13 protein-coding genes are annotated in these 25,768 nt (G+C 63.9%); all 13 read left to right on the forward strand.

From position 1 onward, the window contains the following. The first annotated feature begins 10 nt into the window (after nucleotides 1-10). The 13 genes from WS51_RS14175 (at nucleotide 11) to WS51_RS14235 (ending at nucleotide 25,754) form a co-directional block, all read left to right on the forward strand. The gene (locus WS51_RS14175) at nucleotides 11-1,363 is read left to right on the forward strand and encodes a hypothetical protein (protein ID WP_155773598.1); all 1,353 of its coding nucleotides are present in this window, start codon (nucleotides 11-13) and stop codon (nucleotides 1,361-1,363) included. Between the two features lie 27 nt (nucleotides 1,364-1,390). Next, nucleotides 1,391-4,783, forward strand: a complete 3,393-nt coding sequence (locus WS51_RS14180; protein WP_236872381.1) for a heparinase II/III domain-containing protein — start codon at nucleotides 1,391-1,393, stop codon at nucleotides 4,781-4,783. Next, nucleotides 4,770-7,328, forward strand: a complete 2,559-nt coding sequence (locus WS51_RS14185) for a DUF6270 domain-containing protein (protein WP_236872382.1) — start codon at nucleotides 4,770-4,772, stop codon at nucleotides 7,326-7,328. The genes WS51_RS14180 and WS51_RS14185 overlap by 14 nt, the downstream gene beginning before the upstream one ends. 1 nt (nucleotide 7,329) lies before the next feature. Beyond that, nucleotides 7,330-8,394 carry a CgeB family protein gene (locus WS51_RS14190; protein WP_236872383.1) on the forward strand — a complete coding sequence of 355 codons (1,065 nt, stop codon included), beginning with the start codon at nucleotides 7,330-7,332 and terminating at the stop codon, nucleotides 8,392-8,394. Beyond that, nucleotides 8,391-9,191: an SGNH/GDSL hydrolase family protein gene (locus tag WS51_RS14195; protein ID WP_236872384.1), complete on the forward strand. Its 801-nt coding sequence runs from the start codon at nucleotides 8,391-8,393 to the stop codon at nucleotides 9,189-9,191. Before WS51_RS14190 ends, WS51_RS14195 begins: the two co-directional genes overlap by 4 nt. A gap of 35 nt (nucleotides 9,192-9,226) precedes the next feature. Further along, complete coding sequence (locus WS51_RS14200) at nucleotides 9,227-11,392, forward strand: capsular polysaccharide biosynthesis protein (protein WP_236872385.1); 2,166 nt, start codon at nucleotides 9,227-9,229, stop codon at nucleotides 11,390-11,392. Between the two features lie 229 nt (nucleotides 11,393-11,621). Next, nucleotides 11,622-12,845 carry a capsule biosynthesis protein gene (locus tag WS51_RS14205; protein WP_069229349.1) on the forward strand — a complete coding sequence of 408 codons (1,224 nt, stop codon included), beginning with the start codon at nucleotides 11,622-11,624 and terminating at the stop codon, nucleotides 12,843-12,845. After that, complete coding sequence (locus WS51_RS14210) at nucleotides 12,832-13,617, forward strand: SDR family NAD(P)-dependent oxidoreductase (RefSeq protein ID WP_059768463.1); 786 nt, start codon at nucleotides 12,832-12,834, stop codon at nucleotides 13,615-13,617. Before WS51_RS14205 ends, WS51_RS14210 begins: the two co-directional genes overlap by 14 nt. A 1-nt stretch (nucleotide 13,618) precedes the next feature. After that, on the forward strand, nucleotides 13,619-15,154 hold the full coding sequence (locus WS51_RS14215) for an LTA synthase family protein (protein ID WP_069229350.1): 1,536 nt from the start codon (nucleotides 13,619-13,621) through the stop codon (nucleotides 15,152-15,154). Then, nucleotides 15,151-22,713, forward strand: coding sequence for a type I polyketide synthase (locus tag WS51_RS14220; RefSeq protein WP_069229351.1), 7,563 nt, complete (start codon nucleotides 15,151-15,153; stop codon nucleotides 22,711-22,713). Before WS51_RS14215 ends, WS51_RS14220 begins: the two co-directional genes overlap by 4 nt. Nucleotides 22,714-22,760: 47 nt before the next feature. Further along, nucleotides 22,761-23,678 (forward strand): UDP-3-O-acyl N-acetylglycosamine deacetylase, encoded by a 918-nt coding sequence (locus WS51_RS14225; RefSeq protein WP_069229983.1) that lies wholly within the window; start codon nucleotides 22,761-22,763, stop codon nucleotides 23,676-23,678. A 73-nt stretch (nucleotides 23,679-23,751) separates the two neighbouring features. After that, entirely contained in the window at nucleotides 23,752-25,077 is a 1,326-nt protein-coding gene (locus WS51_RS14230) for an aminotransferase class I/II-fold pyridoxal phosphate-dependent enzyme (protein ID WP_069229352.1), read from the forward strand. Continuing rightward, on the forward strand, nucleotides 25,077-25,754 hold the full coding sequence (locus WS51_RS14235) for a GNAT family N-acetyltransferase (RefSeq protein WP_236872399.1): 678 nt from the start codon (nucleotides 25,077-25,079) through the stop codon (nucleotides 25,752-25,754). The genes WS51_RS14230 and WS51_RS14235 overlap by 1 nt, the downstream gene beginning before the upstream one ends. Nucleotides 25,755-25,768 lie beyond the last annotated feature (14 nt).

A 25,768-nucleotide genomic window follows, 5' to 3' on the forward strand; every position in this document is an offset into this window, starting at 1 on the left:
GTCTCCATTTATGAACGATACTTCCAACTGCTATCACTCGATTGATGGCATCCAGCTATCCGATGCAGGTGTTCAGTTCTCGCTCGACATCGCGGGTGTGCAACGGTTCTCCGTTTGCATGGATCTCGCGTGCGGACCGGAGATCGCGACCAATAGCGCATTGGTCCAGGTCGAGTTCAGCGATCCGCCGAGCGCCCCTGAAAAACTCGGGCTCGTACGCTCCCATCACGGTTGGTGGTACCGATACGTGCCCACTCGGGCCGGACGTGTATCGCTCGACTGGGAGTTTTTCCAATCCACTCCATTTGCCGGCACGGTCCGCTTCAAGGTCGTGACATGGGGGGCGCGAGATTCCGTCCGTCTGCATTCCTTCGTTGCCCTCACGAGCCCCGACACCGAACTCCTGACGGCGCGATACGCAAGCGCGCGCGATGCCGGGCGATATCCGCCGAAGATATGGGCCAGCATAAGCGAGTTCCGGGCCGCGACAGCGCTGCCGAATTGCGCGCATATCATTCCGGTCAATGATCTGCTGATCGAGTTCCTCCTCGTCGATCGACGCACCCCGGCGCTGTTTTGCTTTCTTCACGGCAATGCACCGCGATCCGAGGTCTTCAAGCTGCCGGTGTTCAGCGGCGTATCGATGATGAACGACGTGAACAGCTCCGTTCTCATATTCTCGGATCCGGCGTTGCTGCTCGATCCGGGTTTGACGCTTGCATGGCATGTCGGCACGGCCACCACACCCCTTCAATACCTGTATGAGCTGATCACGGAGAAGGTTCGTTCGGTTCTGGCTCCGGAGCGGCTGGTCTTCTGGGGAGGATCCGGCGGAGGATTTGCATCATTGTATTTATCGACGAGATTTGCGGATTCGACCGCATTCGTCTGGAATCCGCAGACTTCGATTCTTGCGTTCGAGGAAACGGCCGTGCGGAATTTCGGTCGCGTTTGCTTTGGCACGGAAGATCTCGCGACGCTTCGCGAGCGGCTCGAGAACGTGGCTGTTGCAGATTTGTGGCGCGTCTATCCGAGCGATGGCAATCGCGTGATTTATCTGCAGAACTTTACGGATTGGCATACCGACTATCACCTGAAACCATTCCTGTCGCATTCGAGTTTTCGCGGTGTCCGGGGAACGCAGTTTTGGGGTTGGCTGGAAGATCGATTCTTTCTGCACCTCGGCAGCCTCGCGCAAGGGCACGAGCCGCCGCCGAAAGAGGTCATCAATGCGTTTCTGGTCAGGCTCGCGCATTCGGGGCCGGATTCGATTGAATCGGTCAACATACAGCCGGATCGAATGCCGAACCAAGTCGGGGTGCTACCCGATTCGCAAGTGAATGAAGAAGGGCCGCGTGCCTGAGAACGATGAGCAAGATGGGATGTCGCTATGCATGAAGCATGGATTGATCGAGTCGTACTGAATCGCGGGCGTGCGGTGCTCGACGGTGTGTTCACGGTCGAACGCAGGAGCTCGGCTCGTCTCTCCGCGACTGTCGGGTGGACACTGCCTGAAAAGGGCAACCTCCTGTTCGTGATTACGGGCGAGCAACTGACCGAAGCAAAGGCAGCGGAGGTCGGCTTCATCAAGACATCTTCCGGCTTCTATCGGTACTTGTTGCCGTTCATCAAGGAAGGCCAGCTCACGTTTGATTTCGAGGTGATTCCGGAGGCAACTGGATTTCAGATTCGGCCGTGGAACATGACAACGCCTGTTGTACTCGAGGACGTCGTGCTGACGAGCGAAGATGCCGTTCCCGCCTTTCCCGGCGCATCGCGCAAGGTTGTGAAGCGCTGGCATCCGCTCACCGAGGACGGCAGTCGGCCGCTGACGGCCAATTTCCTGATTCGCAAGAACAACTGCGGGTTCCATTGCGTGGCGCACTGCAATCGTTGGTTCGAATCGATGGACGAGTTTGCGATCCGGGCACGTAGCACCGCGTTCGGTCGCGACGAAGTGTATGTCGAGACGAGTACGGCGGAACTGGTTCCGGCCTCATTGCAGCGGGCGCAACCGGCCTTTCTCGAAATCCCGGCGTCGCTCGACGCCTATCTGAAATCGATCGGCGACAAATCCCGGAACATGATTCGGAAAGCCCGGCGGCTGGGATACGAATTCAGGAATGTCGCACCCGAGACGCTGGGCCAGGACATCTACGAGATCAGAACGTCCGATCCAATGCGTCAGGGGCGCCCGATTCCGGAATATTTCCATACGAACCCTCCACAGTATGTCGTTGCGCCGAGCCCGGTGGGATGCGAGCTTCATACCGAGAAATTTGTCGGGGTCTTTCTCGGTGACCGGCTGGTGTCGTATATCACCGTATTCCTGTTCGGAGAGGTGGCTCAGATCAATCATATTCTTTGCCACAAGACGCACGCCGCGAACGGCGTGATGAATCTCAACGTCCTGCACCTGGTCGATGAGTTGATCACGCATCATCGTCACGTGAAGGCGGTGAACTACATGTACATCGCAGGGCAGGACAACGGTATCGACACATTCCGGCGCAGCGTCGGATTTTCTCCTCGCGCATTCCTGACGTACGACGGTGCACCGGTGAAGTTTGCCGACACGCATGTGGGATCGGTGTCCGACGACGCAGACGCCGTGCGGAGCGCGCCGCAGGCGAGCAAAGGTAAGGAAAGATTCCGGCTGCCGCAGTGGACGTTCATCCGCGAGTCGATCGAGGAGGAAGGCGCGCTTGCACACATCGCCGGCCGAATCGGCCGCGCGATCGTGGAGATGCCGCCACCGGTGCCCGAGCAATTCGTCGAATACATCGGCAAGGGCTTGATGCGGTCTGTTGCGGTTCAGTCGGCTGGAGCGATCATTGCCGTCCCGTTCCCCGGGCGGATCGACGCGGACATCGGTTACGGTATTGCCGACTATCTGAGACGGCGCTTCAAAGGGAGTCCGGTCGACAACGCCGGTTTTCAGGCCGGTTTCAAGGGCGGCGCATTGCGGGCGCTTGCCTTCTTCGAAATCACCGACTGGGCCGAACGGTTCTGTAACGGCATCCTAGTGCTCGAGAAGTTGACCGATGCGCCCGGCGGCGCATCGGCAGCCGGCGAAACGACGGACGTGCAGGTAATGTCCGAAGCCGACTTCCTCGCCGCGACGGCAGTTCGCCCCTCACGGCTTGAACAGGTGCGTCTGATCGACGATTATCAGCCACTTGCGGCGGATTGGCTGACGGACGGTACCGCTCAAATGTCATTCATGACAGGGGCGACGCGCATCGAAGTCAGAGTCGGCACGCGCTTTGAGTGGAATCACACATTCGCGCTGAATGCCGACCGGATGTGGTACTACTCGCTCGCCTACGTAGGGCGTCTACTCGCGACGTGGGTGCAGCGCAACGACGCCGATGCACGCAAGCTGGCGATCGAACTCGTCTCCAGCTTCATGGATTTCACGGCGATTGCCGGGAATCGGCTCGCGATCGGACGAATTCCGTCAGCTGATCATTCGGCGAGCGAGCGGCTGAAGGTGTTGCTTGCCTGCCATCAGGCTCTGGACGGGAGTGACGTGTCGATTCCGCTGCGGGTGCGTCTCCTGCGGGAAATTCACCGTTGGGCCGAGTGGCTGGCCGACGACCGGAATCTTGGCGTCGGCAATCACAAGCTGATGGGCGCGACGTCGCTGATCTACGTATGGGCATTATTGGCTGAAGACGAAGGGCGCGGTTACCTGGAAATTGCGACCGACCGGATTCTGTCGCTTGCCGCGCAATCCTTCGACAAGGATGGTCTGTGCAATGAGAACACGATCGGGTATCACAACTTCAACTTGTCGCTGTACCGCAAGCTTCGAGCCATACTCGCGAATCTCGGGGTCGCCGGCGCTCTGCGGGAAGAAATCGACGCATTGATCGCGAGAGCATCCGATGCGCTCGAACTATGCGTGCTGCCCGACGGTAAAATTCCGCCGATCGGTGATTCGCCCCGCTACGATCTCGGACTGCCATCGCGTGATGGTGCGTTTTGCTTCTTCGATTCGGGATTTGCCGTCGTTAAGCGTGACGGGCTGTACTTTTCGCTCGTGTGCGGCGGCCGGACGGAGTGGCACAAGCAGATGGACGATGCATCGATCTACGTCCAGTACAACGGAATCGACGTGGTAGTCGACGCCGGCAGCTACTCGTACGATCAGGGCGATCCATATTCGCGCTGCATTACCTCTACCACCGGGCATAGTGCTATCGTTCCGGCGGCGCTCGACGGCTTGCCGCGACACGAGGTCCAGTCGAAATTCGGGCCGGTGTCGGGCTGCATCGAGCAGTTTGAAGAGTCGGATGATGGTGTCCGGATTGCCTGCCGATATACGGTGCCCGGATGTGACGCGACGTTCACTCGCTACGTGTTCGTAGGGCGGTCCGATGAAGTCGTCGTCGTGGATACATTTGACGCCCCGGATAGCGCCGACGTGGTGCAGCGCTTTCTCCTCGGTCCGGAGATCCAGGCGGCGAATGAAGACGATTGCATTCGGCTCACTGCAGAAAAATTCGTCGGCACCCTCATTCATCGGGGTGCAAATGCCGATATATACAGGGGCCAGAACGACGGCAAGATTCGTGGTTGGACGGCCTTCGAGTTCGGTAAGATCCAGCCGACCACTGGCGTCGATCTGCGCTCGCGACGCGGAGAAGCGGCATACTCGACGATCATTTGCCTTGGCGGTGCCGAATTGACCGAGTGCTCATCTGCCGCGACGAACTTCGCAGCGCGCATGGACCCTTTCTTCGAGACGGGCGCCGCGCGACTGCATGACGACAACTAAAAACAAGTACGAGGAAAAATGGATGGCGCGCAGTAAACCGAAGCTTCTGATTCATGGAAGTTGCGTGAGCCGAGACGCCTTTACCGACCGATTCCCGCAAGCGGAGCGCTACGAGCTTGCCGGCTACCTTGCGCGCAGTTCGCTGGGGACTGCATTTTCGTCGGGCGTCGTGGAGAACGTCGATTTCGACGCGATCGCGTCGCCGTTTCAGCGCAGGATGGTGCAATCGGACGTCGAACACGGCTTGACTGCAGTACTGGATGGTGGTCAATTCGACTTCTTGCTGGTCGACCTGATCGACGAGAGATTCAACGTGTTCGTTGATGAGCATGGTGCGTGCTGTACGGTATCGGGCGAACTGCTTTCGTCAGGATTCGATGCCGGGAAGCGTCGCGGTACGGTCATCAAGCCGTTTACCGACGCATTCTTCGAACGCTGGGAGGCCGGCTGGCGCCAGCTTGTCGCGAAGTTGAGCGCGCAGGGGCGTCTGGACAGGCTCATCGTGAACGAAGTGTACTGGAGCTCGGCCTGTTCCGACGGCACCGATTTCTCGCCAGCATATTCGCACGACGACATTGCGCAGGCGAACGCCTTTCTGTCGCGACAATATGCGCGGATGCGCGAGGATCTCGATGACGCGCAATTCCTGCATTTCGAGTCGGCTTTGCTCGTCGGCGCCGTCGACCATCAATGGGGGAAAAGTCCGTTCCACTATGTAACGGGTTATTACACACACTTGCTCGAATGCCTCGATCGGTGTGTGGCGCGCACCGGGGCGCCAGCCGCCGGAGCTTCTGACAAGCAGGGGAGCAGCGTGGGTTTCGTAAGCTATGTCCGGGACAAGCTGCGGCTGGCGGGAAGCCGGTTTCGCCATGACGAGTCAACGCCGGTGGCTGCCTGGCACGGCGATCGCGTGACGTTGCAGAAATCCATGCAAGGTCTCGAGGTCTCGGTGCGCGCGTCGGCAGCGGCGCGCATTCGCATGAGCGCGACCGTCAACGGCGATCTGTCGGGCAACCGAAATTTGTTGCTCGTCGTCGCCGGCGAGAATCTCGTCGATGCCGACATGCACGCGATGGGGTACATGAAGTCTTGGGTCGGCTACTTCCGGTACCTCAAGAGCGATATGCGTGAAGAACGGCTGACGACCGATATTGCCGTCGACGCGCGAATCAAGTCTCTCAAGATTTTGACGTGGAACTTCGACGGCCCGGTCGTCCTGTCGGATGTCGGCTTCGAATCAGCAGGGGCAGTACTCGAAAGCCCGGCGCTCACGGCGAAACGCAAGGATGGCAATCAGTCGGTCAAGATCACGCGCGAGCCGGCGCTTCGCGCGAATTTTCTGCTCAAACGGCACCGCTGCGGCCCGGAATGTATTGTCCATTGCGATAAATGGTTTACGTCGATGGACGCCTATGCATCGCGGCACGATGTCGAACGCTTCGGTCGGGAACCCGTGTTCGTCGAGGCAGAGGGCGGCGAACTGATGCCGGCGAGCATGCAAAAGGCGAGGCCCGCCTTTCTGACGATTCCCGATTCGATCGAAGCGTACCTCCGGTCGATCGGCGACAAGTCACGGAACATGATCCACAAGGCAAATCGCCTTGGATACCGGTTCCATGAAGGTAGTCACGCGGGTTTCGACCAGGACATCTACGAAATCCGCACGTCCGATCCGATGCGCCAGGGGAGGCCAATTCCCGAGTACTACTATTCGAACCCGCCGGTTTATGTGCTGAACCCAAGTGCTTCAGGGTGCGAATACCACACCGAACGATTCTTCGGTATCGTGCACGAAGGCCGACTGGTTTCCTACATCACGCTCTTCATGTTCGGCGAGTTCGCGCAGATCAACCATATTCTGTGCCACAAGGAGCACGTGAAGAACGGGGTCATGAACCTGAATGTATTTCACGTCGTAAAGGAACTGATCGAGAAGTATTCGTGGGTGAGATCGATCAATTACCTGTATGTCGTGGACGACGGAATGGGGATCAATCTGTTCAAGCGCAGCGTCGGTTTTCGTTCGCAGCATTTCATCGCATACGACAGCACGCTGGATGCGATCGCGTACAACGAGGCCGAACAACAGGACGAACGTGGCTCCGACGCGACGCAGGCCGCTGCGCGCGAGAGTCAAAAGCCGCGCGTAAAGCTCAAGAAGTGGAACTTTGTGCGCGAGGCGGTACGCCGCGAATCGCTTGCCGCAAAGCTCGATTCGCTCCTGGGGAGGCCGTGGGTCGACTTGACGTATCCGGCTGACGGCGACTTTGCGAGGTTCTGTTCCGTGGGTTTGGTCGAAAGCACGGACGCACATCCTGTAGGCGCATGCTTTCTCGTTCCTTTTCCGAGCCGCGCGGTAGAAGACAGTCATCCCGACGTCGCACAATATTTAGCCAAACGTTTCAAAGGAAATCCGATTCCGGATGACGGTTTCTCGGTTGGGTTCCGTGGTGGCAATTTGCGCGCACTCGCCTATTTGAGCATTGAAGAGGATGCGGCTCATCTGCTCGATGGTGTGCTTGTGCTGGAGAAGGTGGCGTGATGTGGAATCGAACCGCTTCGGCCGTGCGTGGCGCTTTACCGCGCGTCCGTCGTTGGGAGTGGACTTGAGTATCCGAAAACAACCGACTATCGCTCTGGTTGCAGACGGCTTGACATCGTCGAGCCTCGTTTTCGATAGTCGCGTGATTCCGTTGGGCCCCGGCGGATTTCGCTGGCGGTTGGCGTTTTCGCGTCCGGACTATCTGTTGGTCGAGTCGGCGTGGTCAGGCCTGCGCGACCGCTGGAAGTACAAGATCGCCGCATATCCGGGACATCCGCAGCGCACCAATCACGCGTTGATTCGGCTGGTCGAAGCCGCGAGAGATCGCGGTATTCCGACGGTGTTCTGGAACAAGGAAGACTCGGTGCACTTCGATCGCTTCGTGAACAGTGCGAAGCTGTTCGATCACGTCTTTACGGTCGACGCCAATGCCGTGCCGCGCTACAAGGCAGTCATGGGCGAGCACGCGTCGGTCCATACCTTGATGTTCGCGATCCAGCCGCGTACGCACGGTTTCACGGGTTTCGACTTCAAGTTCCGTCGCGCGAATTTCGTCGGCAGCTATAGCAGCGAGAACCACGCACGTCGGCGTGCGTGGCAGGATGCATTGTTCGGAGCAGCATGCGGTAGCGGTCTGGGTCTGACCGTCGTCGATCGCAATTCGGACCGCAAGGCATCGCATTATCGCTTCCCGCCGCTTGACGATCTGGACGTGCAGCATGCAGTCCGACATGATCAGACGGCACAGGTGTATCGCGACTATGTCGTGTCCTTGAACGTGAACACGGTCGAGGACTCGCCGACCATGTTTTCTCGGCGGCTGGTCGAGATTCTGGGTTGCGGCGGAATTGCAGTAACAACGCCAGCGCGTTCGGTCGATGCAATGTTCGCGGACTTCTGTCATGTCGTGCGCAGCGGCGACGAGGCGCGTGAACTGTTCGCGCGTTTGCGCAATGGTCCCTCCACTCGAGATCTCGAGCGGGCACGTGCGGGGGCGGAATACGTGGCGAAGCACCACACTTGGCAGCATCGACTTCGCCAGATTGCCGAGGTGTTGGGCCAGTGAGTGCGATCATGCAACGCGTGCGCGATCATCTGTTATTGCGCGGGTGGCGCCGATGCGCGGCGCTTGCCAACGGCCGGCCGCCGCAGTGCGTGCTGGTTCTCGGGGATTCTCACGTTCGCGTGTTCGAGCACACGTGGTTCGCAATTCGATTGCCGCATGTGCAGTTCGACATCGAATACGTGCCGGGCGCGACGGCGATCGGCATCGACAACCGCCACTCGACGACGTCCGCATTACTGCGCTTCACGGATCGGCTTCAGTCTTCAAGACACGATTGGGTGCTGCTCAATCTCGGAGAAGTCGATACGGCCTATTCGCTGTGGAAGCTCGTGGAATTCCGATCGTGTCCGATATCGGTATTGCTCGACGAGGCGGTTCGCAACTACTGCGATTTCATTGCCGAGGTAGGTTCGGCCCATCGGGTCGCCGTACTCAGCGCGCCACTGCCGACTCTGGCGGATCAGGCCGCACCGCGCGATGAAACGGCTGCAGTACGTCAGCAGGTATCGGCGACGCAACGCGAGCGGACCGAGCTGGCACAGGAATTCAACGCTCGTATCGAAGAATTTTGCCGTGCTCACGGCATTCCATACCTCGATTCAAGTCCGCACGCACTCGGAGCGGACGGCTTGGTCAAGCGCTCGTGGCATCATCCGCGCCGGTTCGATCATCACTATGCGCGCCGCCCGTATGCGCGTTGTCTCGTTCAGCAGTTGAAGATTCTGTTTGCACGGCCGCTCGCCGGCCCCGAACGTTCCACCGGTCACGGTGCGACGCGTGGCGGGGTGAAAACGTGACCCGCTCGCGACGCTGGATTGTCCCGATTCAAAGCGTGGGTTTGTGGGCGTGGTGCGGCACAACCCCGTGGCTCGACGGTATCGTTTCGTGCGGGTTTCCTTGGCAGAGGTCCGGCATCGACGGCATTCTGGGCTGGGGGCTGCGCGAAAGCGGTTTGCGTGCGCAGGCATGGGCGCGGCGTGCCGGCGTGGAAGTGCTGCGCATCGAAGACGGCTTCCTCCGCTCCGTCTCCCTAGGCGTGCTTGGCGATGCGGCGCTGTCGATCATCGTCGACGATCTCGGCATCTACTACGACGCAAGCCGGCCGTCCCGTCTCGAGATGCTCGTCAAGGAAGCCGCCGTGCGCGAGGGCGATCATGCCGACGGTGTTCGTAGCGAAGCCCGCCGCGCGATGTCCCTGATCGTCCGCCACGGCCTGTCGAAATACAACCACGCGCCGGATTTCGTCGCGCCCGCCGATTGGCGAGACGACGCAATCCTGGTCATCGACCAGACGCGCGGCGATGTCGCGGTCCGTCTGGGCGGGGCCGACGAATCGTCGTTCCGTGCGATGCTTGCCGCTGCGCTGGCCGAAAACCCCGGCAAGCCAGTCTGGATCAAGACGCATCCGGACGTGACGTGCGGCAAGAAGGCCGGCTATCTCGTCGATGCCGCATTCGCCGATCCGCGCGTGCGCCTGCTGCCCGCCGACGTCAGTCCACCGTCGCTGCTGAAGCGGGTCGGCAAGGTCTACGCCGTATCCTCGCAGATGGGCTTCGAGGCGATGCTGTGCGGCAGGCCGGTCGTGACGTTCGGCTTGCCGTGGTACGCAGGCTGGGGCCTGACCGATGACCGCCACGAGGACGCCGTGCGTGTCGCCGATCGTCGCGGCAGCGCAACGCTGCATCAGTTGTTCGACGCGGCGTATCTTCGCTATTGCCGTTACGTGGATCCCGAAACCGGCAGCCGTGGCACGATCTTCGACGTGATCGACCATCTCGCGAGGCAGCGCCGGCTGAGCGAAGTAACACGAGGCGAACTCGTATGCGTCGGTCTCAGCCTGTGGAAGCGCAGCGTGGTCGCGCCATTCCTGCGGCAGGGCGGCGCGTGCGTGCGCTACGTTGCCAACCCGGAAGCGTTGCGGCGTCTTCCGCGCAACCCGTCGCGCTCCGTCGTTCTGTGGGGCGCACGGCATCCCGAGGTCGAGGCCGTTGCCCGCGATCTGAACTTGCCGGTGCTTCGCATGGAAGACGGATTCATCCGCTCCGTCGGTCTCGGCTCGAACCTGATCGCGCCGCTCTCGCTCGTGATCGACGATCTCGGCATCTATTTCGATCCGCGCACGCCGTCGCGGCTCGAGGCGATCCTCGAGCGCGGTGGCTTCGACGATGCGGAACTCGCCGAGGCGCGCACCGTGCGTGCGGCGTTGGTCGATGCCCGCATCGGCAAGTACAACGTCGGCAGCGGCGGCGTGGCGCTGCCTTCGCCTCGCCCTGCGAAGGTAATCCTGGTGCCCGGACAAGTGGAGGACGATGCGTCGATCCGGACCGGCTCGCCGTGGATCTCCACCAATCTCGGGTTGCTGTCGAGCGTGCGGGCCGCCCATCCCGACGCGTTCATCGTCTTCAAGCCGCATCCGGATGTCGTCAGCGGTAATCGCGCGGGTGCGGTGCCGCTGTCCGACGCACGCCGGCTCGCGGATGCCGTGGCACCGGAATCCGACGTGATCGCATGCGTCGAGCAGGCCGACGAAGTGCATACGATGACGTCGTTGACCGGCTTCGAGGCGCTGCTGCGCGGCAAGCGGGTCGTCTGCTACGGCGCGCCGTTTTATGCCGGCTGGGGGCTCACGCATGACATCTTCGCAAACGTATCGTCGAACACCGAACGCATGCCCGGCGTCGGCGGCGGGACGGACATCCATCCGGTCTGGTCGCGTCGTACTCGCCGGCTGACGCTTGATGAACTGGTTGCCGGAACGCTGCTGCGCTATCCGCGGTATGTCCATCCGGTATCGCGCGCGGTCATCGACGCGCGACTCGCGATTGCGTTGCTGAACGCGCAGCGCGAGTCATCGGGGCAGGGCAAGCTGACGCGAAACCGATTGAAGCAGCAGGCGGGAAAAGTCAAGATGTGGGTGCTGACGACTTACTCGGAATATCGGTTATCGGCACGCAAGAGACTCTACATGTCGCTGCAGCGCTGGCTTGCAAAGCTTTAGCCGGAGACAGTTGGCTAATGGCGCGAATGGCGTCCGGTCACGCAACTCTGCTATAGCGCTTTTCGGGCAACCGAGGTTGTATCGTTATCTCGTAAAACGATACAATTGTTCATCTATAAATCCGGGGTCAAAAATCGGGGCAGGAGTGGCTATTTCACTGCCGGCGCATTCGGCGTTTTAATTCGTGTGTGTGCGTAAAAATATTGAAAAATGATAAATCATATTAATAATGCGACGCTCTTTTCTGATTCTGCAAGGCACGGCATCGCCGTTCTTTAGCCGATTAGCCGATGCGTTGCGGGGTCGCGGCCATCGTGTTCGCAGGATCAATTTCTGTGGGGGAGACCTGATCTATTCCGGAAATGATGCTGCGACCGATTACACCGCGCATCCGGACGAGCTTGCCGCGTGGTATGCGGCAACGCTGCGGACCGGCGACGTGACGGATGTGGTCCTGTTCGGCGACTGCCGGGCCATTCATCGGCCTGTGCATCCTGTCGCCCGCGATCAGGATGTTGCCGTGCATGTGTTCGAAGAAGGGTACGTGCGCCCGCATTGGCTGACGCTCGAGCGTCACGGCGTCAATGGCCGCTCATTGCTGCCGCGCGATCCGGCGTGGTATCGGGAGCAACGCAGCGTCACGCCGCCACGCGATCTGGGGCGCGCGACCGGATATCGGCTCGCCGTTCGCGCCTATCACGACATCCGCTATCGCGCGGCCAATACACTCTACGGACACCGTTTCCCGAATTACCGCAGTCATCGTCCGCGCAACGGCCTGATCGAATACGCCGGCCTGGCGGCGCGTGCATTGAAGCAACCGATATTCGATCGGGAATCCGAACGCGTCACGCAGCGTCTGCTTGCTGGTCGGCCGTACTTCCTGTTTCCGCTTCAGGTCAATGCGGACGCGCAAATCGTTCACCATTCGCCCTTCGGCAGCGTGCGAGAATCGATCGGCACCGTCATGCAGTCATTCGCGCAGCACGCACCCGCTGGCCACGATCTGCTGATCAAGAATCATCCGCTCGATACCGGTGCGTTCGATTATCGCGGTCACGTCCGGCGACTTGCACGCGAACTCGGAATTGCCGATCGCGTGTCGTTCATCGATTCCGGCCATCTGCCGACGCTGCTCGATCACACGAACGGCGTGGTGCTGGTCAACAGTACGACCGGCATGTCGGCGCTCTACCACCATTGCCCGCTGATCGCGCTGGGCGTTGCAATCTATGACATGCCGGGGCTGACGTGGCAAGGTGGACTCGACAGCTTCTGGCGGCATGCCGAGCGACCCGACGAGGAGTTGTTCCACGCATTCCTGGATTACGTGATTCATCACACGCAGATCAACGGCGATTTCTACACGGATACCGGTATCGGCATGGCCGTGGAAGGCGCCGTGCGAAGACTGGAGGCAGCCAGCGTGGAGGTCGATCATGCGTTCGCCTGAGCCGCGTCATGTCGTGATCACCGGGGCGACGGCCGGGCTCGGACGCGCGCTCGCGCTGGCCTATGCGTCGCCCGGCGCCGTCGTCGGGCTGATCGGCCGGGATGCTGCGCGCCTCGACGACGTCGCGGTCGCTTGCCGGGCGCGTGGCGCGGCCGTCGAATGCGGTCGCGTGGACGTCTGCGATGCCGACGCGATGCGCACGTGGCTCGACGCGTTCGACGATGCGCATCCGATCGATTTGCTGATCGCGAACGCAGGCGTTGCGAGTACGCTCGCGCACGCCGGCGACTGGGAGGAACTTGAGCGCACGAGCGCCGTGATCGACACGAATCTGTACGGCGCACTGCATGCCGTGCTGCCGGTGATCGCGCGCATGCGCGGGCGCCGTCGCGGTCATGTCGCGATGGTGAGTTCGCTCGCGGCGCTGCGCGGCATGGCGATTTCGCCGGCATATTGCGCGAGCAAGGCTGCGATCAAGGCCTATGGCGACTCCGTGCGACCGGTGCTCGCGCGCGACGGCATCAGGATGTCGATCGTACTGCCAGGATTCGTGAAGACCGCGATGAGCGACGTATTTCCCGGCGAGAAGCCATTCATGTGGTCGGCCGATCGTGCTGCCGGGTATATTCGCCGCAAGCTGCAAGCAGGCCGCGCGGAGATCGCGTTTCCGGGCACGCTCGCGCTCGGAATGCGGTTGTTGACGCTGTTGCCCGCGCTGCTGGCCGATGCGATTCTCGGCAAACTCTCTTACTTGCCGCGCGAGGGCCGCTAGCATGTCGAGCACGCTGCTACTCGCGTTCGCCACGGCATTGGCTGCGTCGTTCGGCTTCGATGCCGTGGCGGTGCCGCGCGCGCCGTTGCGCAGGCCTGCACGTGCGGTGGTTTTGCATACGTTGGCCGTGATCTTCGCGGTAGCATGCGTTCTGGCCGCCACGTCGCGGCCGCTGTTTTCCGCCGCCATTGCTGCGGTGCTCGTCGGGCTGCTGGCTGCCATCAGCAATGCGAAATTCGAGTCGCTGCGCGAGCCATTCGTCTTCACCGACCTGAGCCTGTTTAGCCAGTTGTTTGCTCATCCACGTCTTTATTTGCCGTTCGTGAGCGTCGGCAAGGTCGCGGCGATCGCAGGCGGCGTGATGCTGCTCGTCGCCGGTTGCCTGCTCGACCATGTGGAGGCGCCGCCGCGCACGGCAGTCGCTGCTGTCGCGCTGGCCAGCCTGCTGGTCGGTGCACGGGTGGCCGCACGCCTGCCGTTGACGCTCGATGCGGCGGTGGATCAACGACGCCATGGCTTCTTCGCGGTGTTCGTCGCGTATCTGCTTAATGGCCTGCGGCCTGCGACGCTGAAGACGTTCGACGCGGCGGTCGCAACGAGCCGGTACGCATCGGGCTCGCCGTCGCGCAGGCCGGACGTCGTCGTGATCCAGAGCGAATCGTTCTTCGATATCCGGCGTGCGACCCCCGCGGTCGCGCCGTCGCTGCTGGCGGCGTTCGACCGGGCCCGCCGCGAAGCCATCGCGCACGGCGAACTGACCGTGCCCGCATGGGGCGCGAATACGATGCGTACGGAGTTCGCCGTCCTCACGGGCATGCCGGCAGAGCGGCTCGGATATGCGCGCTTCTACCCGTATGCGTTTCTGCGCAACGCATGTCCATCGCTTGCGGGGTGGTTCAGGCGCGGCGGCTACGAGACGCTCGCGATTCACCCGTACCACGCGGACTTTTTTGGGCGCGATCGCGTGTTTCCGCTGATGCAGTTCGATTCGTTCATGGACATCAGCAGCTTCGACGCTTGCCCGCGTGCCGGGCACTACGTCGCGGACGCCGCGCTCGCCGACGCGATCATCGACGTACTCGACGCACCTCGCGAAAATCCGGCCTTCATCTTCGCGATGACGATGGAGAACCATGGGCCGCTGCATCTCGAAACTGTCGCCGCGGGCGAAGCTGCCCGATACCATTCGCTCGGTGAAGACGACGGGTGGCATGACCTGACGGCATACCTGCGTCACCTGGACAACGCAAACCGGATGATCGAGCGGCTGCTCGACCATCTGAGGCAGCGCAACCGCGAGACGATCGTCTGTTTCTACGGTGACCACGTACCGGCATTGCGGCGCGTGTTCGACAGGCTCGGTGTCCTGCCCGAGCGCAGCGATTATTTCGTCTGGAAAAATGATGCGAATGCCGGTGGCTGCGCACAGGACATCCGGGCAGAAGAACTGGGCCGAACGCTGATGTCGGCCATCAATCATTCGAACGAGCCTCGCGCGTGCGATCGCGATGCGCTGGCCAAAGCAGAAAAAGCATGAACAAGCAAATAGCGATCATCGGAATGGCGTGCCGGTTTCCCGGTGGTGTCCAGGGCCCCGACGACTTCTGGCAACTGCTGTGTGACGAGCGCGATGCCGTAACGACCATTCCACCGGACCGATTCGGCACGGCGTTCCACCAGCACCCGTCGAAGCGCGAGCCGGGAAAGAGCTATACCTTCGCGGCCGGCGTCGTCGACGACGTTGCGGGCTTCGACGCCGAATTCTTCGGCATCTCGCCGCGCGAGGCGACGCAAATGGACCCGCAGCAGCGGCTGCTGCTCGAACTCGCGTGGGAGACATTCGAAGACGCCGGTGTGCGCCCGGTCGCGATGCGCGGGCGCGACTGTGGCGTGTTCGTCGGCGTGGCGGGGACGGACTACGGCAACCGAAGCATGGACGACCTGAACACGATCGATCCATATTCGGCAACCGGCAACACGCTCAGCATTGCATCGAACCGCGTGTCCTACCTGTTCGACCTGCGCGGCCCGAGCATGTCGGTCGATACCGCATGCTCGTCGTCTCTCGTCGCGCTTCATCAGGCAGTTCAGGCATTGCAGTCCGGCGAGACCGCGATGGCGCTTGCCGGCGGGGTCAACCTGCTGCTGCACCCGTTCGGCTTCGTCAGTTTCTCGAAGGCGTCGATGCTGTCGCCGCGCGGCCGCTGCCGCGCGTTCGACGCGACAGGCGACGGTTACGTGCGTGCGGAAGGCGGCGCGTTTGTCCTGCTCAAGCCGCTCGACCAGGCGCTGGCCGACGGCGATACGATCCATGCGGTCATCGCCGGGTCGGGCGTGAATTCCGATGGTCATTCGCACGGCGGCATCAACGTGCCGGCGGCGGCGACGCAAGCGGACCTTCTGCGCGCGGTGTACCGGCGCGCGGGCATCGACCCACGCAAGCTCGCCTACCTGGAGGCGCATGGAACCGGCACCGCGGTCGGCGATCCCATCGAGGCGCGCGCGCTGATCGATGCGGTGTCGGGCGGCCGGCCAGAGTCGGACCCGTTGCTGATCGGATCGGTCAAGACCAACATCGGGCACCTCGAAACGGCATCGGGCATGGCCGGCCTGCTGAAGGCCGTACTGTGCGTGAAGCACCGCGCGGTGCCGCGCTCGCTGCATTTCGACGCGCCGAATCCCGGCATCGATTTCGAAGGCGGCCGCTTGCGCGTGGTCGACCGGTTCACACCGCTCGCGCGCGGAGACGAGCCGCTGGCGATTGGCATCAACTCGTTCGGTTTTGGCGGCACGAACGCGCACGTCGTCATTACCGAAGCCGTGTCAACGGCGCGCGCCGCGCAACCGGCGGCGACGAGCGATGCGCCGCTGCCGCCGCTCGTTCTGACCGCACGTTCGTCGGCCGCGCTGGCTGCACTGGCCGCACGCTATCTCGAGCGCCTGAAAGAGGGCGCATCCTGGCACGCGCTGGCGGCGGCTGCCGCGCGGCGACGCCAGTGGCTCGATCATCGGTCGGTCGTCGCGCCAACGAATGTGGCCGAAGGGCTTGCCGCGCTCACTGCGCTTGCCGAGCCAGCCGAGCAGGCGCTGCCGGCGTATGCCGTGCAGGGGCAAGCCGTCGAAGGCGATACGTCGGTCGCGTTCGTCTATGCGGGCAACGGCTGTCAATGGGCCGGGATGGGCAAGCGACTCTACGGCGAGGATGCAGTGTTCCGCGCGGCACTCGACGAGGTCGATGCGCTCTGGCGTGCAGACGGCGACGAATCCCTGGTCGAAGCCATGTGCGAAGGCGTCGATGCCGAATGGCTCGCCGCGACCGAGAACGCGCAGCCCCTGTTGTTCGCGATTCAGGTCGGCATCACGCGCGTGCTGAGCGCGCGTGGCATCCGCTTCGACGCGGCCGTCGGCCATAGCGTCGGCGAGATTGCCGCGGCCTGGGCATCGGGCGCGCTCACGCTCGCGGAAGCCGTGCGCGTGATCCGGATCCGCAGCAGTGCCCAAGGCCTCACGCGCGGCGCGGGCAGGATGGCGGCGGCCGGTATCGGCGAAGCCGCGGCCCGCGGCTGGATCGAGCGCCTCGAACTCGACGCCGACATTGAAATCGCGGGCGCCAACAGCCCGGATTCGGTGACGCTCGCCGGTTCGCAGGCTGCACTCGACGCAATCGGCGCGGTGCTGGCGGACGCCGGCCACTTCTACCAGATGCTCGATCTCGACTACGCTTTCCACAGCAGCCGCATGGATGCAATCGAGCACGTCGTGCGCGAGGGGCTTGCCGATCTCGCACCGCGCGACACGCATACGCGATTCGTGTCGACGGTAAGGGGCGACACGTTGCCGGGCACCGCGCTCGATGCCGGTTACTGGTGGCGCAACATTCGCGAGCCGGTTCGTTTCGGTGACGCGATTGCGCGACTGGCCGAAGACGGCGTGCGCATGTTCGTCGAGATTGCACCGCACTCGATCCTGCGTACGTACGTGAAGCAGACGCTTGCCGCGCGCGGCGCGCCGGGCGTCGTCGTCCCGACGCTCAAGCGCCAGCACGACAGCGCCGAAATGCTCGCTCATGCGATCCTGTCGGCGGTTGCGCAAGGCGCGGCCGTCGATCTGGACCGTTTCGTTCCCGATGCACCGCACACCGCGCTGCCGACCTATCCGTGGCAGCGCGAGCGTTATTGGCTCGCGACGAGCGTCGAGGGTTACGGGCTCGTGAACCGGCGTGTCGATCATCCACTGCTTGGCTATCGGTTGCACGAGCATGCGTTCGCGTGGGAGAACCAGCTCGATCCGCAGCGCGTGCCGATGCTCGCGGATCACGTTGTCGACGGCGGCGTCGCGTTCCCTGGCGCCGGCTACATCGAAATGGCGCTCGCGGCGGCGCGCACGTTCTTCGGCACGCGCGATGCGGCCGTCGAAAACATCGAGATTCGCATGCCGGTCGTGTTTCAGCCTCAGCATGCGAAGCTGTTCCGGTTCGTCGTCGACGTGCGGACCGCGTCGTTTACGATTGAGACGCGCGACCGGATGACGGACGGTCCGTGGAACTTGAACGTGACGGGACGCCTGCTCGAAAGCGGCAATACGCTCGATGCGAACAGCGTGCCGGATGAATCGGTCGTCGCGAATCTGGAGTCGCGTCCTGCGCTATCCGGCGACGCGCTCTATGCAGGTGCGACGTCGATCGGCCTGAGCTACGGGCCTGCGTTCCGTTGGGTTCGTTCGTTATCCGTATCGGACGAAACCGCGCTGGCCGAACTGGACGTCCCTTCGGTGCTCGCCGATGCACCCGATCGGTCGGACTACCTGCTGCATCCGGCCCTGATGGACAGCGGTTTCCATCCGTTGTTCGCGATGCTCGGGCAGGCCGGCGCGGCCCCGGAAGACGGACGTGCCGCGTTTGTTCCGGTCCATGTCGGGCGTGTCGATTTCCTGGGCGGCGAAGCGATTTGCCGCGTGCTGGCACGCATTCACCGTCGCAGCCCGCATTCGATCGTTGCGTCGTTCGAATTCATCGATGCAGACGGCAAGATCGTCGCACGCCTTCGCGCATGCCGCTTCCGGCGCGTCGATCTCGCCGGCCGCCGTCACGGTGCACCGGCGCGCTTTGCTTATGTACTCGAGGCACGACCGCTGCCCGGCGGTTGCATCGCCGACTCGCTTCCCGCGCCCGGCGTGCTCGTCGAACGCGCGAACGCACAGGTTGCTGCGCGCGAGGACCGCGCACGCCGCACGCAGCATCTGACCGAGATGCTGCCGTTGCTGGACGTGCTCGCCGGCCTGTACGCGCTCGAAACACTGGACGCGCTTGGCGCGTTCGGTCAGCCATCCACGTTCGGGACCGCACACGGGCAACTGGTCGCGCGCCTCGCGCGGATCGTGGTCGAGGACGGGCTGGCGCGTGTCGAAGGCGATCGCCTGGTTCGCGATGACGCCGCTTGCGCGGCGCTGCCCGCGCGCGATGCGCTGTGGCGCGACGTGTTGTCCGCATCGCCCGCCCACGTCGCGGAACTGACGTTGCTCGCGCACGTCGGCGAGTCGCTGCCGCGCGTGCTGCACGACGTGCCGCCAGGCGGCGCGGTGCTGTCGTCGACAGGGCGGAGCCTGGTCGAACAGTTCTTCGACGGATCGCCGACGTGGGCGCATGCGCGCGCGTTGCTCGCCGCATGCGTGACGCAGGCTGTCGCGGCGTGGCCTGACGCACGCCGCGTGCGTGTAATGGAAATCGGCCCTGCGAAGGGCGATGTGCTGCAACCGCTCGACGTCGACGTGCCGCCCGGCCGCTGCGAGTACGTGCTGGCGGGGACGCAACAACAACTCGCCGGATTCGACAGAGAAGCCCGCGCGCATGTGCAGACGCTTCCGTATTCGACCGACGCACAGCTGTTTTCGCAATGCCGCGATGCGGCGCCGTTCGACGTCGTGGTCGTCAACCGGATGCTCGGCGATCACCAGGATCCGCGTGCTGCGCTGGCGGAAATCGCCGAACGGATTGCGCCGGGCGGGGTGGTCGTCATCGCCGAGGCGCGGCGCAGCCGGTTCTCCGACATCGTGTTCGGCGCGGTCGGTGACGAAGTCGCCGCCAGCGAATACGGCGCGTTGACGCCCGCCGCGATCGAATCGATGTGCGAAGCCGCGGGGCTGGTCGACGTGGTGCGCGATATCGAACAAGACATCGATCTCGAGGGCATGCCGACGCTCGTCGTCGCGCGCAAGCCGGTTGCCCGCGAGCAAACGGCATGCGGGTCGCGGAGCGAGGATCGGGCGCGTAGGCTCGCGGAAAGCGACGGCTCGCACTGGCTGATCGTGCAGGAAGATGACGATGCATTCGGCATTGCCGTGGCTGGCGAGCTGGAGCGGCTTGGATGTCGCGTCGAATCGGCATCGGTTCGTGACGCCGCCGCATGGTCGGTGCGCCAGCCGGCGGAGCAGCCAGCCCACATCGTGTTCGTCGCGCCGCTTGCGTCCGTCGACGCGGCCGACGGTGCGGTGATGATGCGCGCGCAGCGCGGCGGTGCGCTCGCGCTGGCATCGCTCGTGCGCGATCTCGATGCGGCGGGTGCGACGGAACGCGGCCGACTGTGCGTAGTGACGCGCGGCGGTGCACCATTCGCCGACGGCGCCGCGTCGCACCCCGAGCATGGCACGTTGTGGGGTCTCGGGCGCGTGATGGCGAACGAATATCCGACGTTGCCGATGCGTTTGATAGACGTCGATCAAGCCGTCGAGCAACCGGCACTGCAGCTTGCCATGGCGCTGCTCGGCGACGACGGTGAGGAGGAAGTGCTGCTTGCGCCGCAGGGGCGCTACGTGCCACGCATGCTGCTCGCCGCGCAGGCGGCCGAGCGTGACGCAGCGCAATCGAGCGCATCGGAGTACTCGGGCGCCAGGCTCGCATTCGACATGCCGGGTTCATTGCGCAATCTCGCATGGTTCGCGATGGCGGCGCGCGATCTCGCCGCCGGCGAGGTCGAGATCGAGCCGATGGCGACGGGGCTCAATTTCCGCGATGTGATGTACGCGATGGGACTGCTGTCCGACGAGGCCGTCGAGACGGGGTTCGCCGGCGCGACGATCGGCATGGAGCTGTCAGGGCGCGTCACACGCGTTGGCCCGGATGTCGACGGCTTCGTTCCGGGCGACGCGGTGCTGGGCTTTGCACCCGCATCGTTCGCGACGCGCGTGGTCACGCGCGCAACCGCGATTGCACGCAAGCCCGACGCGATGTCGTTCGAAGAGGCCGCCACGGTTCCGACCACGTTCTTCACCGCTTACTACGCATTGTGCGAGCTGGCGCGGCTGCGACGCGGCGAGCGCGTGCTCGTGCACGGCGGCGCGGGCGGAGTCGGTATCGCGGCGATTCAGATCGCGCGACACCTCGGCGCGGAAGTCTTCGCCACCGCCGGCAGTGACGAGAAACGCGAGTTCATTCGCCTGCTGGGCGTCGATCACGTGTTCGATTCGCGCAGTCTTGCGTTCGCCGACGAGATCCTTGCGCGCACGCACGGCGAAGGTGTCGACATCGTGCTCAACTCGCTCGCCGGCGAAGCGATGGTGCGCAGCATCGACACGCTGCGTCCATTCGGCCGCTTCCTCGAACTCGGCAAGCGCGACTTCTACGAGAACAGCCAGATCGGCCTGCGGCCGTTCCGCAACAACATCAGCTATTTCGGCATCGACGCGGATCAGTTGATGGGCGTGCTGCCGTCGCTGACGACGCGGCTGTTCGGCGAAGTGATGGGCCTGTTCTCGGACGGCGTGCTGCATCCGTTGCCGTACCGCGCGTTCCCGGCCTCGCGTGCGGAGGAAGCGTTCCGCTACATGCAACAGGCCCGTCAGATCGGCAAGGTGCTGGTCACTTATCCGTACGGCACGCCTGTGCCCACGCGTGGCCTCGCGCCGCACGCGCTGCAGCTCGACCCGCATGCGGCGTACCTGATCGTCGGCGGCACCGGCGGCCTGGGATTCGCAACCGCACGCTGGATGATCGAGCGTGGCGCGAGGCAGCTCACGCTCGCGAGTCGCGGCGGCGCGTTGGATGCCGCAATGCAGGCGGAAGTCGATCGCTGGCGCGACGTGCTCGGGGCGAATGTGTCGATCGCGCGATGCGACGTGACCGACAGCGAGGCGCTCGGCAGCCTTGTCGACGCGATCGAGCGTCGCGGCACGCCGCTCAAGGGCGTGTTTCATTCGGCGATGCGGATCGACGACGGGCTGTTGCGCAACGTCGATGATGCACGTTTCGCGGCGGTGCTCGAACCGAAGGTCGCGGGCGCATGGAACTTGCATCGCGCCACCCAACGTTGCGCGCTCGATTTCTTCGTCGTGTATTCGTCGGCGACCACCTATCTCGGCAACCCCGGGCAGGGCGCGTATGTGGCCGCCAACGGATTCCTCGAGGCGCTGGTCGCGCATCGCCGGGCAGCGGGCCTGCCGGCGATGTTCATGGCGTGGGGGCCGATCGAGGACGTCGGCTTTCTCGCGCGCAATGTCGGCACGCGCGAGGCGTTGCAGTCGCGCATCGGCGGTGCGTCGATCACGTCGGACGAGGCGATGGCCGCGCTCGAACGCGCGCTGGCCCGAGGGGGCGCCGGCGAAGCCGTCGTGCGCCTGGACTGGGGCGCCGTCTCGCGCGGCATGCCGGCCGCGCACGCGCGGCGTTACGTGGCGTTGCAGAGGAGCGGCGCGGCCGAGACCTCGAGCGAGGATCGTGCGCTGCTGGAGCAAGTGCGCGCATTGCCGGCTGCCGAGGCAGTGGCGCTCGTCGAGACGGCGCTGCGCGGCCAGATCGCGCGGATCCTGCACATGTCGCCGGAGCGCGTCGATGCCGGCCGTTCGGTGCTCGAGCTGGGAATGGATTCACTGATGGGCATGGAACTCGGGATGGCCGTCGAGGAAACCTTCGGCGTCAAGCTGTCGATCATGGCGATCGCGGAGGGCGCGACCGTGCATACGTTGGCCGGGCGCATCGTCGAACTGGTCGATGCGCAGGACGGCGGCGATAAGGGCGCGGCAGCGAACGAGCTGGCGCAAGCGCTGGTCGCGCGACATGCGCTGGGCGACGAAGCGCGAGCCGAACTCGAGCGAGGTTCAAATTGAGCGCACCGGGGAGCGCAAGCGTGTCGGCACACGAGCAGACCGGTCGGATTACGCTGCCGTCGGGCTGGCAGTCGAACGAGGGTACGCTGGGGCGGCCGCTCGAATTCTCTGGTCATGGTCTGCATACCGGCCGGCGCGTGCGGGTGCGGATCCATCCGGTCACGCCGACGGGCGGCCGGCACGGCATCGTGTTTCGAAGGATGCGCAATGGCCGCGAAATTGGGGTGCTCGAAGTGGATCCCGCTCTGCGACGTGCCCAGCCGCTTTGCACGATGCTGCGCAATGCCGACGGTGTCGGCGTACGTACAGTCGAGCATTTGCTCGCTTCGTTGCTGGCGTGTGAAATCGACCACGCGATCGTCGAGCTCGATGAGGAGGAAGTGCCGATTCTCGACGGCAGCGCCGCGCCGTGGGTCGATGCGATCCGCGCGTGCGGCCGTGTCGCGCTCGATGCGCCCAAGCGCTTCATCCGGGTGCTGCGGCCCGTCGTGGTCGCGCAGGGCAGCGGCGCTCAGCGACGCGAAATGCGGATCGAGCCGGCTGCGCACTACGAATTGAGCGTGCGAAACGACTTGCGCGGGTTCGGCGACATGCATTGGGAGGGCGCGCTGACACCGGACACGTTTGCGACCGAAATCGCACCGTCGCGTTCGTACGGGCGCGTGAAATGGGCCGTGCCGGCAATCATCGCCGGCTATGCGCGTGGGGTGCCGATTCTGCGCGGCGCGCGGCCGTCGTGCACGGCGTCGATCGTCGGCAAGCGCGTGCTCGGCGGCATGCGGCTGCCCGACGAGTTCGTCCGGCACCGGGTGCTCGACCTGATCGGCGACCTCGCGCTGGCCGGTGCGCCGCTGCTCGCACGCGTGAGCGCATGGCGGCCGAGCCACGAAATGAATTTCCGACTGATCGATGCGCTGCTCGCCGACCGGGATGCCTGGCGGTTGATCGAGTTCGGTGAAGCCTGAACCGGCGCCTGTCAACGCGACAGGCGATACCTCATACCTGGTAACGGATTCGCGACAGACCGCGAACGAAGCAATGGCACTCGGAGAACACCTTCGCCAGCAACTGGCGGCGAAAGCCCTCAAACGGCAACTCGAGCGCGCGACGGAAGCCGCCGCGGCCCCCGGCGTGCCCGCTGCACCGGCGGCACACGCCGTGTCGGCGCGCAGCCGTTTCGAGTCGATGCCGCAGTATCAGCAGGTCAGGATCATGCGCGAGATGGGCGAGAAGCTGCGCGTCGATTCACCGTTCTTCCGCGTACACGATGGCGTTGCCGGCGCGACCACCCGGATCGGCGGCCGCGAATACGTGAACTTCGCGAACTACAACTACCTCGGCCTCGCCGGCGACGCGACCGTGTCCGAACGCGCGAAGGCCGCGATCGACCGCTACGGCACGTCGGCGTCCGCGAGCCGGATGGTTGCGGGCGAGCGTCCGGTGCAGCGCGCTCTCGAGCGGGCGCTGGCCGCGTTCTACGAGACCGACGATTGCGTCGCGTTCGTGAGCGGCCATGCGACCAACGTGACGGTGATCGGCGCGCTGTTCGGCCCCGGCGACCTGATCGTCCACGACGCGCTCGCGCACAACAGCATCGTGCAGGGCGCGCAGCTGAGCGGCGCGAAACGGCTGAGCTTCGCGCACAACGACTGGCAGGCGCTCGACGAGCTGCTGTCGCGCGTGCGTCGCGAATACCGGCACGTGCTGATCGCGATCGAGGGGCTGTACAGCATGGACGGCGACCTCCCGGACCTTCAGCGTTTCGTCGACGTGAAGGCGCGTCACGGCGCGTTCCTGCTGGTCGACGAAGCGCATTCGCTCGGCGTGCTCGGCGAGACGGGCAAGGGCATTCGCGAACATTGCGCGGTCGCGCCCGACCAGGTCGACATATGGATGGGCACGATGAGCAAGACGCTGGCCGGTTGCGGCGGTTTCATCGCCGGCTGTCAGCCGCTCGTGGACATGCTGCGCCATCTGGCGCCGGGCTTTCTCTATAGCGTCGGGCTTGCGCCGACGCTCGCCGAGGCATCGCTGGCCGCGCTCGAACGCCTGCAGGCCGAACCGGCGCGCGTTGCGCAACTGCAGGCGCGCGGGCGGCAGTTCCTGACCGAGGCACGCGCGGCGGGGCTCAACACCGGCACGAGCGCCGGGTATGCGGTCGTGCCGGTGATCACCGGAAGTTCGCTGAAAGCCGCGCAGTGGGCCAACGCGATGTTCGACGAAGGGATCAACGTGCAGCCGATCTTCTATCCGGCCGTCGAGGAGAAGGCCGCGCGCCTGCGGTTCTTCATCTGCTCGACGCACGAGCCGGAGCAGATCAGCCGGACGGTTGGCGTGCTGGCACGGCTGGCGAGGGCAGCATGATGCCGGCCGTCGCGCTCGCGCCATCCTTCGACGTGCCGCATGCCGGTGCGTCGACGCCGTTTCGCGCCGCGTGCGCGGACGATGCGGCAGCGTGCGCGCCGCTTGTGTTCGCATCCGGTGTCGGCGAATTCGGCTTCTTCCTCGGTGAAAGCGACGCGCGGTGCATCGCGTTCCTGCAACAGGCGTTCCGGTCGCGTCACGGCCGGTTCTCTTGGCGCAGGCATCGGGTCGCGGTCGATGCCGATGGCACGGTGCTCGCGGTGATGGCGATTCATGACGGACGGTGCACGACGCTCGACGACGTTTACGTCATGTGGGCATTGACGCGTTTTTTCGGACTACGTCGTACGATCGGCCAGTTGCTGCGCGGTCTGGTGCTCGAAACGGAAATCCCTGCGCCCAGGCGTTCGCAGATCCTCGTCGCGCATTGCGCGACCGACGAGCGCCAGCGCGGCACCGGCGTCTTCACCGCGTTGTTTCGCCACGCGCTTGAAACGGGGGCGTTGCCGGACGACGGCAGCCGTGACATCGTGCTGGACGTACTGACCCGAAACGTGCAGGCCCGCGCCCTGTACGAGCGGCTCGGATTCACCGCGCTGACGCGCACGCGCCGACGTTCGCGCCGCCTGCCCGCCGAACTGGATTCAGTGCGCATGCGGCTCACGCGGCGCGGCTAGAAACTCGCGTCATT

Source organism: Burkholderia territorii, from assembly GCF_001718335.1.
GTDB lineage: Bacteria > Pseudomonadota > Gammaproteobacteria > Burkholderiales > Burkholderiaceae > Burkholderia > Burkholderia territorii.

Excerpts from the sequence above, each read along its gene's own strand:
- WS51_RS14180 (WP_236872381.1), top strand. The coding sequence starts at position 1,391 with ATGCATGAAGCATGGATTGATCGAGTCGTACTGAATCGCGGGCGTGCG.
- WS51_RS14185 (WP_236872382.1), top strand. The coding sequence starts at position 4,770 with ATGACGACAACTAAAAACAAGTACGAGGAAAAATGGATGGCGCGCAGT.
- WS51_RS14230 (WP_069229352.1), top strand. The coding sequence starts at position 23,752 with ATGGCACTCGGAGAACACCTTCGCCAGCAACTGGCGGCGAAAGCCCTC.
- WS51_RS14220 (WP_069229351.1), top strand. The coding sequence starts at position 15,151 with ATGAACAAGCAAATAGCGATCATCGGAATGGCGTGCCGGTTTCCCGGT.
- WS51_RS14205 (WP_069229349.1), top strand. The coding sequence starts at position 11,622 with ATGCGACGCTCTTTTCTGATTCTGCAAGGCACGGCATCGCCGTTCTTT.
- WS51_RS14175 (WP_155773598.1), top strand. The coding sequence starts at position 11 with ATGAACGATACTTCCAACTGCTATCACTCGATTGATGGCATCCAGCTA.
- WS51_RS14210 (WP_059768463.1), top strand. The coding sequence starts at position 12,832 with ATGCGTTCGCCTGAGCCGCGTCATGTCGTGATCACCGGGGCGACGGCC.
- WS51_RS14235 (WP_236872399.1), top strand. The coding sequence starts at position 25,077 with ATGCCGGCCGTCGCGCTCGCGCCATCCTTCGACGTGCCGCATGCCGGT.
- WS51_RS14215 (WP_069229350.1), top strand. The coding sequence starts at position 13,619 with ATGTCGAGCACGCTGCTACTCGCGTTCGCCACGGCATTGGCTGCGTCG.